The organism is Caulobacter sp. CCH9-E1 (assembly GCF_001556515.1).
Classification (GTDB): Bacteria; Pseudomonadota; Alphaproteobacteria; order Caulobacterales; family Caulobacteraceae; genus Caulobacter.
Genome location: NZ_LSJA01000272.1, coordinates 1 through 8009, shown reverse-complemented (window position 1 = coordinate 8009; position 8009 = coordinate 1). Strand labels below are relative to the sequence as shown.

7 protein-coding genes are annotated in these 8009 nt (G+C 66.1%); 4 read left to right on the top strand and 3 right to left on the bottom strand.

Annotated features, from left to right (window positions below; all coding sequences use genetic code 11):
* Positions 1-402 precede the first annotated feature (402 nt).
* Together AX690_RS15390 and traA are read right to left on the bottom strand one after the other, a co-directional pair.
* A complete protein-coding gene (locus tag AX690_RS15390; protein WP_066268885.1) occupies positions 403-1113 on the bottom strand; it encodes a DUF6118 family protein in 711 nt (236 codons plus the stop codon).
* 14 nt (positions 1114-1127) lie between these two features.
* Positions 1128-4232: a Ti-type conjugative transfer relaxase TraA gene (gene traA / locus AX690_RS15385; protein WP_066268888.1), complete on the bottom strand. Its 3105-nt coding sequence runs from the start codon at positions 4230-4232 to the stop codon at positions 1128-1130.
* Positions 4233-4403: 171 nt separating this feature from the next.
* Here traA and AX690_RS15380 point away from each other — a divergent pair, with 171 nt between their 5' ends.
* The 4 genes from AX690_RS15380 to AX690_RS15365 are packed head-to-tail and all read left to right on the top strand — an operon-like array spanning position 4404 to position 6944.
* The gene (locus AX690_RS15380; protein ID WP_231732215.1) at positions 4404-4712 is read left to right on the top strand and encodes a conjugal transfer protein TraD; all 309 of its coding nucleotides are present in this window, start codon (positions 4404-4406) and stop codon (positions 4710-4712) included.
* A gap of 37 nt (positions 4713-4749) precedes the next feature.
* Complete coding sequence (locus AX690_RS15375; RefSeq protein ID WP_066268892.1) at positions 4750-4974, top strand: conjugal transfer protein TraD; 225 nt, start codon at positions 4750-4752, stop codon at positions 4972-4974.
* Positions 4971-5261 carry a hypothetical protein gene (locus AX690_RS15370; RefSeq protein ID WP_062346066.1) on the top strand — a complete coding sequence of 97 codons (291 nt, stop codon included), beginning with the start codon at positions 4971-4973 and terminating at the stop codon, positions 5259-5261. Before AX690_RS15375 ends, AX690_RS15370 begins: the two co-directional genes overlap by 4 nt.
* A gap of 6 nt (positions 5262-5267) precedes the next feature.
* Positions 5268-6944 carry a type IV secretory system conjugative DNA transfer family protein gene (locus tag AX690_RS15365; RefSeq protein ID WP_066268898.1) on the top strand — a complete coding sequence of 559 codons (1677 nt, stop codon included), beginning with the start codon at positions 5268-5270 and terminating at the stop codon, positions 6942-6944.
* A gap of 607 nt (positions 6945-7551) precedes the next feature.
* Here AX690_RS15365 and AX690_RS15360 read toward each other — a convergent pair.
* On the bottom strand, positions 7552-8009 hold a 458-nt coding region (locus AX690_RS15360; RefSeq protein ID WP_156449691.1), incomplete at its 5' end, for a Tn3 family transposase.

The window sequence follows — 8009 nt, the reverse complement described above, 5'->3', positions numbered from 1 at the left end:
GATCCTCCTCAACTCACAACCTCAAATCTGTGCCAGTGGCGCTGACGGGGGACACGTCCAAGCCTGCCAGACGATGCGCGACCAGAGGTCTAATCATTGGCAGTTGACGAGATGGGACTCACTACATACGGGGCATTTTAATTGTGCAGCGCGCCTTCTCTCGCTAAATCAAAGGACAATCGCGCACGACACCCTTGCCGCTCGCGCTGGCAGCTTGGGTATGGGGGCTCACCTTTGCCACGCTGATGCCCCTACGCTGGCGCCTGACGGCGCTTTTTCCCTCGTCGGCCCGGCTGCCGGGAGTGCACCTATGAGCGGCATCGAAGTGCCTGCGCTGCGGGGTCGGCCCTGTACCGTGACATTACCGCCCCGCGCAACCCCGATCATGCTCGGGATCCACCCTTATTCTGTCGCCGGCTTGACCTCGATCGTGCAGCGCACCGGCTTCTTTGCCTTCGTCGCCGACTTGCGGCACGTCTCGATCGTCTCGCGATTGTCGCGCAACAGCTTGTCGGTCGCGACGATCGCCTCCCAGCGCTCCGGCGCAGCGGCCCGCATCAACCGCTGCCCCCCCTCCCATTGCGTCGGCGCGTCCAAAACGCGCGTCGCCACGCCTTCAGGCCATAGCCAGCTATCGGGCGTCAGACGCGCGATCGGCCCCGCCAACGCGGCATAGAACAACAGCCCCAGCACCAGGCCGCCACCGCCGAACAGATATAGCCAGCGATTCTGCTCGTCGCCGCGCCGCGCGGAAGCAAGCCGGCTCCCGATCTCACGCGCGGCCTGGTCCAGCGCCGTGCGCGCCTCGGTGATAAGACGCTGGTCCTCGCGGCGCGCGCCGATCGCCGCCGTCGCGATCTCGCCCGCCATATGCGCCGGGTCCATCGACAGGGCAGGGCTTTTCCGCATCGCGGCGATCTGCTGGGCCAGAACCCCCAGCACCTTTTCGGTACGCTCAAGCGTCGGCTGATAATCGGGAATGTCGATGGACTCGCGCGCGGCGGTCAGCCCTTCGACCGCATGACGCAGCAACGACACCTCGCCGCGCAACCGCTCGAACGCGGCCACTGGATCGTCGCCGGCATGGGGTTCGCGATACTCGTCCTCGTCCATGTTTGTTTCTCTCCCTACCGGCTAAGTCCACGGTCGCGGCCGATTCCCAGCTCATGCGTCAACTGGCGGCCCAGCTCGCCGCCGCCCATCTGCGGGCTGCGCTCCATGCCGATCTCAAGCCCCAGCTCGCGGGTGCGATTACGCAGGATCGATTCCACCTGTGGATCGCGCTCAAGGCTTTTCGCCATGCCCGCCATTTCCTTGCCCGCCTTCTCGCGGCCCGTCATGTCGCCGGCGCGATAGAGGCGGTCTCGGTCCTGGGAGAGCTGTTGCCAGCGTTCCACAAACCGATCGGCGCGCAAGTTCGGATCGGTGCGCACGCGAGCTTCCTGCGCCATCGCTTCGATCATCGGGCCGCTGCGTCCCGCCGCCGCGTCGCGCAGCAAGGCCGGATCGCGCTGCATCGCCGATGCGAGGTCGCGCGAAGCTCCTGGCCTGATCTGGTCAAGCGCCTCGGTCGCGCGCTCGAGCGCGACTTTCTGATGTTCCAACACCGGCCCGCCCGATGCGCGGGCCTGCAACATCGCCTCGGCCGAACGCGAGGTCCGCTCGACCGCGCGCGCGAATGTCCGATCCTGGCCGCGATCCGGCAACGCCGGCGTGCGCTCCGCGCCCTTCGCCGGCTCGGCCGACAGCTTCAACCCGTCGAACATGCCGCGCTTGGGCCTCTCGCCCTGGCCGCGATTGGTCGCCGGCGCTGGCCGCTCGGGTGCGGGCCGGAAATTGTCGAACATACCCCGCCGCGGCCGCCCCTCGCCCGCGGCCTTCGCCTCGCCAGCGCCGCGGTCGTCGCCCATCTGGCGTGAAGTTCCCGCGCTCGGCGCGAGGATCTCCACGCCCTTCCGCTCGGGCGCATCCGCAACGCGGATCTCACCCGACAGCCCGCGCCGATCGGCGAACGATTGCGCCTCGGCGTCGCGGTCGCGGAACATCGGATAGTCGGACGCCATATCCTTCGCCCGCTCGCGGCCCAGCGTGCGGACAAGCTTGCCGGTGTCGGCGAAGTCGTCGCGGCCATAATGGAGCTGCACGCCCTCGCGATGCCGCGACAGCGCCACATAGGCCGAATGGCGGTCCATCCCCGGCGTCGCCAGCACATGCGCCTGATCGACAGTCACCCCCTGCGATTTGTGGATGGTGGCAGCATAGCCATGATCGACATGGGCATAGTCCTTGAGGTCGAACGCCACCGATCGGCCATCGTCGAGCCGCACCGCCATGCTGTCGGGCGACACCCGCTCGACCTTGCCCAGCAAACCGTTCTTCACGCCAAGCCCGCGCTCGTTCTTGAGGAACATGATGCGGTCGCCGCTGGCGAACTCCCGCGCGCCGCGCTCGGCCGACACGCGCACGTCGTCGCCCAATTCGCCCGACGCGCGCAGCCGATCGCGCGCGGCCAGGTTCAGGTCACGCACCTCCGCATTGGTATGGGTGAGGATGATCCGGGTCTTGTCCGGATCGGCGCTGCGCTGCGCGTCCCATCGGTCGACCAGCTCGGCCCGGGCCTGCTCGCGCGTGTCCGCCGCCTGCACCATGCCATGCGCCTCATAGGCATGGACGGCCTTGCCGGTCCTGCCCGTCGCCAGCGCCCGCGTGGCGTCTTTCTGCCAGTCCTCATGCTGCCGGCGAACCTCGCTGATCTCGGCCGCCCCATGCCGCTCGGCCAGCGCGCGAAACGCCGCGCCCGCCTCGATCGCCTGCAACTGCTCAGGATCGCCGACCAGCACCACCTTCGCGCCCGCCCGCTCGGCCGCCGACAGCACCCGCTCCATCTGGCGCGTGCCGATCATGCCGGCCTCGTCGATCACCAGCACGTCGCGCGGACCTAGCAGCTCCCGGCCCTGGTCCCACTGATATTCGAGACTGGCGATCGTGCGCGAGGCGATGCCCGATCCGCCTTCCAGGCTCTCCGCCGCGATCCCCGACAGCGCCGCGCCGCGCACCTGGTAGCCAGCGCGCTCCCATTCGTCGCGCGCGACCCCCAGCATGGCGGATTTGCCGGTGCCGGCGTAGCCGACCACGATGGCAATATCCTTCTCGCCGGTTATATGCGCCAGCGCAGCTTGCTGCTCTCCCCCGAGCACCAGGCCCTCACTCCCGGCGGCGTCCAGCCCCCTTTGCAGCGACGCTGCCGGGAGACCATGCCTCGCCTTGTCGGCAAGACGATCGGCGGCGTGTTCCAACCGCTGCTCGGTGTCGATCATATCGCGGGAGGTAAAGCGGTCCTCGCCGCGCCCGTCCTTGCCCAGCCCCACCAGCTCGGGCGAGGTCCGCACCGCGCTCATCACCTGGTCGAACTGATCCTTGCCGTCGCTGTGCCGGAACGCGAACTGCGCCAGGTCGCGCCGCGTGAACGTCGCCTGCTGCCGGGTGATCGCGTCCAGCGCGATCTCGGGCCGCGCAATGATCTTCTCGCCATTCTCGCGCGCGATCCGGGCATGGTCCTCGGCCCGCTCGGCCTCAAGCCCTTGTTCGGGCATCCGCGACGCAGCCGGTCCGATCTTGTGTTGCGGCTCAAGGTCAATGCCCTGCGCCTCCAACGTGCGATGATCTATGCGGGCATCAATATCCAGCTGGGCCAACCGCTCGTTGACATGATCGGCCCACGCCTCGCGCCACTCCTTCAGGAGCGCATTGCTGTTCCACTCGCGCACCTTCTGCCCGAAGCCCTCGGGGCCAACCTCGCGCATCGACAGCATGACATGCGCGTGCGGCTTGGGCTCGCCGTCCTTGCCCCTGTCCCAATGCACATTGAGGTCCGCGACCATGCCCCGATCGACAAACTGCTTTTCGACGAAATCGCGGGCGAGGCTCACGCCCTGAGCCGTGTTCATCTCGCGCGGGATCGCGAACTCGACTTCGCGCGCCAACTGCGCGTCCTTGCGCTTCTCGCCGGCCTCGACTTCATTCCACAGGCAAGCGCGGTCGTTTAAACGCTCCGGTGCGCCTTCGGGCAGTATGATTTCCGAATGGACGACGCCTGCCTTATTCGAGAAATCATGGTCGCGCCCGAGTCTATCATCGTGCAGCCGTTCCGCTGCACGATAGGCCGCGCTTGCAACCGCGCTCGATCCGTTGGCGCGACTCACAACCTTGGCCGAGAAATGGTAGATCGCCATGACACCCTGCTTATTGCACTTCTGAGCGCACGTCGGCAACGACGTATAAGCGCGCACTCACACTCTCTGCCGTTCGCATGATTGACTTCGCCGTATTTTCTGCCGGACGCGCTACCCTATCACGCCGATCATGCTACGCTGCGGTTCCTGTTGATGGGCGCGAGGGAGAGGATGATGCGCAAGGTGCGGGACTATGACGCGGAGCTGAAAGCGCTCGGCGACAAGGCCAGGACATTGAAGGCCAGGAAGGTCCAGCAGCTCGGCGAACTCGTCACCACCACCGGGGCCGATGCGCTCGATCTCGATGTGCTGGCGGGCGCGCTGCTCGCTGCCGTCGCATCCGCCAGCACGGAAGAAAAGGAGGCGTGGCGCTCGAAAGGCGCGGCCTTCTTTCAAGGACGCGGGCGCAAGGGTTCGCGACGCGCTGCTGGCAACGCGGAAAGCGGAAACGAAACTGGCACAGGCGAGGCGCAGGGTTGAAGCCGCCGCGCGCCGCGCCGATACGAGAGGATGGGTTGTGCAACGCAGGGAACGCACCCGCCACCTGATCGAGCTGGGCGGCCTCGTCCACAAAGCCGGCCTCGTCGATCTGACCGACGATGATCGCGCGACCCTCTACGGCGCGATGCTCGATCTCGCCGCGCGCGCCCAGGGCGAGGATGCCGACAACATGCTGACGCTGTGGAAGCGGCGCGGCAAACGCGCGTTCGACGCGGAAGCGGAAGGGAGTGACGCACCATGACCAGGCTCGATGTCGAAGCGATCCGGGCAGAGGTCCGCGCGCTCGATTATGTCCGCGGCACCCCCGCCGAAATCGCTCTGTGGCGCGAAGGCGATGCCGAAGCCCGCGCCAATCTCGCGATCGAAGGCATGGACCTCGACGCCGACGAACACGCCCTGTTCGACATGCTGCGCGCAGAAGCTGTCCCCCCTCCCCTAGCCACCGCGATCGTTCTCAAGCTGCTCGATCATCCCGACGCCGACCCGGCGCTAGCGATCTCGCCGGCGACGATCCGGGCGGACGGGTAAGCGGCGATGGAATGGTTCCGCCAGCTCGGCCGTGCGCTTCGCAACCTCGCCCGTATCGCGCGCGAACAGCCGATATGGGCGATCACGGCCCTCGTCACCAGTCCGGTCGCGCTGATCCGCCACCTGTTCGGCGTGGTGGTCCTGTTCCTCATCACCGGCCTGGTGCTGGGCCTCGGCGTGCCGCTGATCCTCGGCAAGCTGCTCGGCCTGCCCCGCGATTCCAACATCTACCAAATCGTAATGATGCTGACGAGCCTGGTCATCATCCTCGTCACGCTGCGCGCCCTCTTCCAACCGCTGATCCTGCGCTATGGCGGTCCTGCCGGCGATGACACCCACGGTTCGGCCCGCTTCGCCACCGATCGCGAGACGCGCCCGCTCGCCCAAAATGGCGAAGACCTGCTGATCGGCCGTGATCGCAAATCGGGCAAGCTGCTGCGCTACGCCGGTCCCGCCCATCTGCTGACGATCGCGCCGACGCGCACCGGCAAGGGCGTGGGGACCATCATTCCCAATCTGCTCGACTATCCCGGTTCGGTCATCTGCATCGACCCCAAGGGCGAGAATGCCCGCATCACCGCCCGCTATCGCGCGAAGTTCGGCCCGGTCCATGTCCTCGATCCCTTCGGGGTGACGGGCATCCCCTCAGCCGCGTTCAACCCGCTCGATCGCCTCGACCCTGCCGGCCTCGATCTCGCCGACGACGCCATGACGCTGGCCGACGCGCTGGTCTATGACGCTCCCGGCGAAGCTGGCGAGGCGCATTGGAACGAGGAAGCCAAGGCGCTGATCGCCGGTATCCTCTTGTGGGTGGCCTGTGACCCGCAAGCGCAAGGCCAGGACTACACGCTGGAAGCCCTGCGCGACTGCCTCACCTTCGCGCCTGATAATTCCCAAAGGATGCTGCGGGAAATGTCGCGCAGCACGCAGGCGCGGGGCCTGATCGCGCGTGCCGCCAACCGCCACCTGGGCAAGTCCGACCGCGAAGCGGCCGGCGTGCTGTCGGCCGCGCAGCGCCATACCCATTTTCTCGATTCCCCGCGCATGTCGGCCGTGCTGGGCCGCTCGGATTTCACCTTCGCCGATGTGAAGACGCAGCCCACAACCGTCTATCTGGTGCTGCCGCCCGATCGGCTCGCCACCTATGCCCGGTGGCTGCGCCTGATGCTGGCGCAAGGGTTGACCGATCTGGCGCGCGCGCCGGCCTCCCCCGCCCGCCCCGTCCTGTTCCTGCTCGATGAGTTCGCCGCCCTCGGCCGCCTCGAACCCGTCGAGCGCGCTATGGGCCTCATGGCCGGCTACGGCATCCAGCTCTGGCCGATCCTGCAAGACGTTCACCAGCTCCGCGCGCTCTACGAGCGCCGTGCCGGCACCTTCTTGTCCAACGCTGGCGTCTTGCAGATATTCGGGGTCAACGATCACGACAGTGCCAAGCTCGTCTCCGATCTGCTCGGCCAGGAGACGGTCGTGTTCGAGACCATGAGCCGCGCGATCGACAGCGACGAAACCGGCATATCGTTCGGCGCGCAGCATGTCGCTCGCCCGCTGCTCACCCCCGATGAAGTCCGCACGCTGCGCGAGGATTACCAGCTCCTGTTCCTCGCGGGGCAACGGCCGATCGTCGCCGCCAAGCTCAAATACTATGCCGATCGCGAGTTCGCGGGCCGCTTCGACAAGGCGTGAGGCCGTTTAAACGGTGCGTGGATCTCGCGCCGGAAAAATCGGGCGGCCCTGGGAAGCCCGTAGAGCGCCATAGGCGGTTCCGACGCCGAAAACCCTGACCTACGCCCGGAATGAGGCCGGGCGGGCCGGAAATCGCCCCCTGTGGGGACGTTTCCGCCTCCTCTACCCTCTCGATCAGAACGCCCACATATCCGCTTGGCTTTTCTGGAAAGCCATTTTCGGCGGCTGGGTTCAATGATGCGCTGGCGATAGGGGTGTGACGGTTACACCACACCCCAAATTAACAAAAGCGTGCCGGCGAAGCCGGCTCATTTTGGGGATGCCGGGTGGGAGGATCGCATAGCGATCCGGGGCGGCCGAAGGCCGCGAGCCGGCGGGGCGGAGCCCCAAGAGGCGGTGCTTTTCTTCCTTTCAACGTCGCATCAAGCGGGGCGGCCTAAAGTTATCCACAGCCTCGCCCTAGTGTTAATATATGGGTTTAGAGTCGTGTTACGGGATTTGGGCGGTTTTATAGTGCGTTGAAAATAATGTATTAATTGGCGTTTTTGGGCTCACCTCAAGGTTTGTTCGCTAAAGTGCGCTTAGAAGAACGTTACGCGAACGGGGTTCAAGCTGCTCGGAACAGGCGATCACGTGGATCATGAAGCGGCCGTTCTCCGGCTGCGGCGGCGGGGGCGGCATCGCGCCAAAGATAGTCGCCGGTGAGGCCGATGTGCTGCCAACTCATCGGCGACAGATGGGCGATGAGTTGGCCTGGCGAATCCTGGCCGTTGGTGCGGAGATGGTCCGCGGCGCGCTGCATATATAATGTGTTCCAGAGCGCGATGGCGGCGATGACCAGGTTGAGACCTGACGCCCGGTGCTGTTGGTTCTGCAAGGTGCGATCCGCGATCCGACCTTGCTTGTGTACGAACACGGCTTGGGCCAGGGCGTGACGGGCTTCGCCCTTATTGAGACCGGCTTGGCAACGACGCCGCAGATCCGGACTTTCCAACCAGTCGATCGTGAATAGGGTGTCCCCCGTCAGCGCCACTGGCACAGATTTGAGGTTGTGAGTTGAGGAGG

Bases quoted from the DNA above. Each gene is read 5' to 3' on its own strand.
- AX690_RS15370 (WP_062346066.1), top strand. From the start codon at position 4,971: ATGACCAGGCTCGATGTCGAAGCGATCCGGGCAGAGGTCCGCGCGCTC.
- AX690_RS15390 (WP_066268885.1), bottom strand. From the start codon at position 1,113: ATGGACGAGGACGAGTATCGCGAACCCCATGCCGGCGACGATCCAGTG.
- AX690_RS15380 (WP_231732215.1), top strand. From the start codon at position 4,404: ATGATGCGCAAGGTGCGGGACTATGACGCGGAGCTGAAAGCGCTCGGC.
- AX690_RS15365 (WP_066268898.1), top strand. From the start codon at position 5,268: ATGGAATGGTTCCGCCAGCTCGGCCGTGCGCTTCGCAACCTCGCCCGT.
- traA (WP_066268888.1), bottom strand. From the start codon at position 4,232: ATGGCGATCTACCATTTCTCGGCCAAGGTTGTGAGTCGCGCCAACGGA.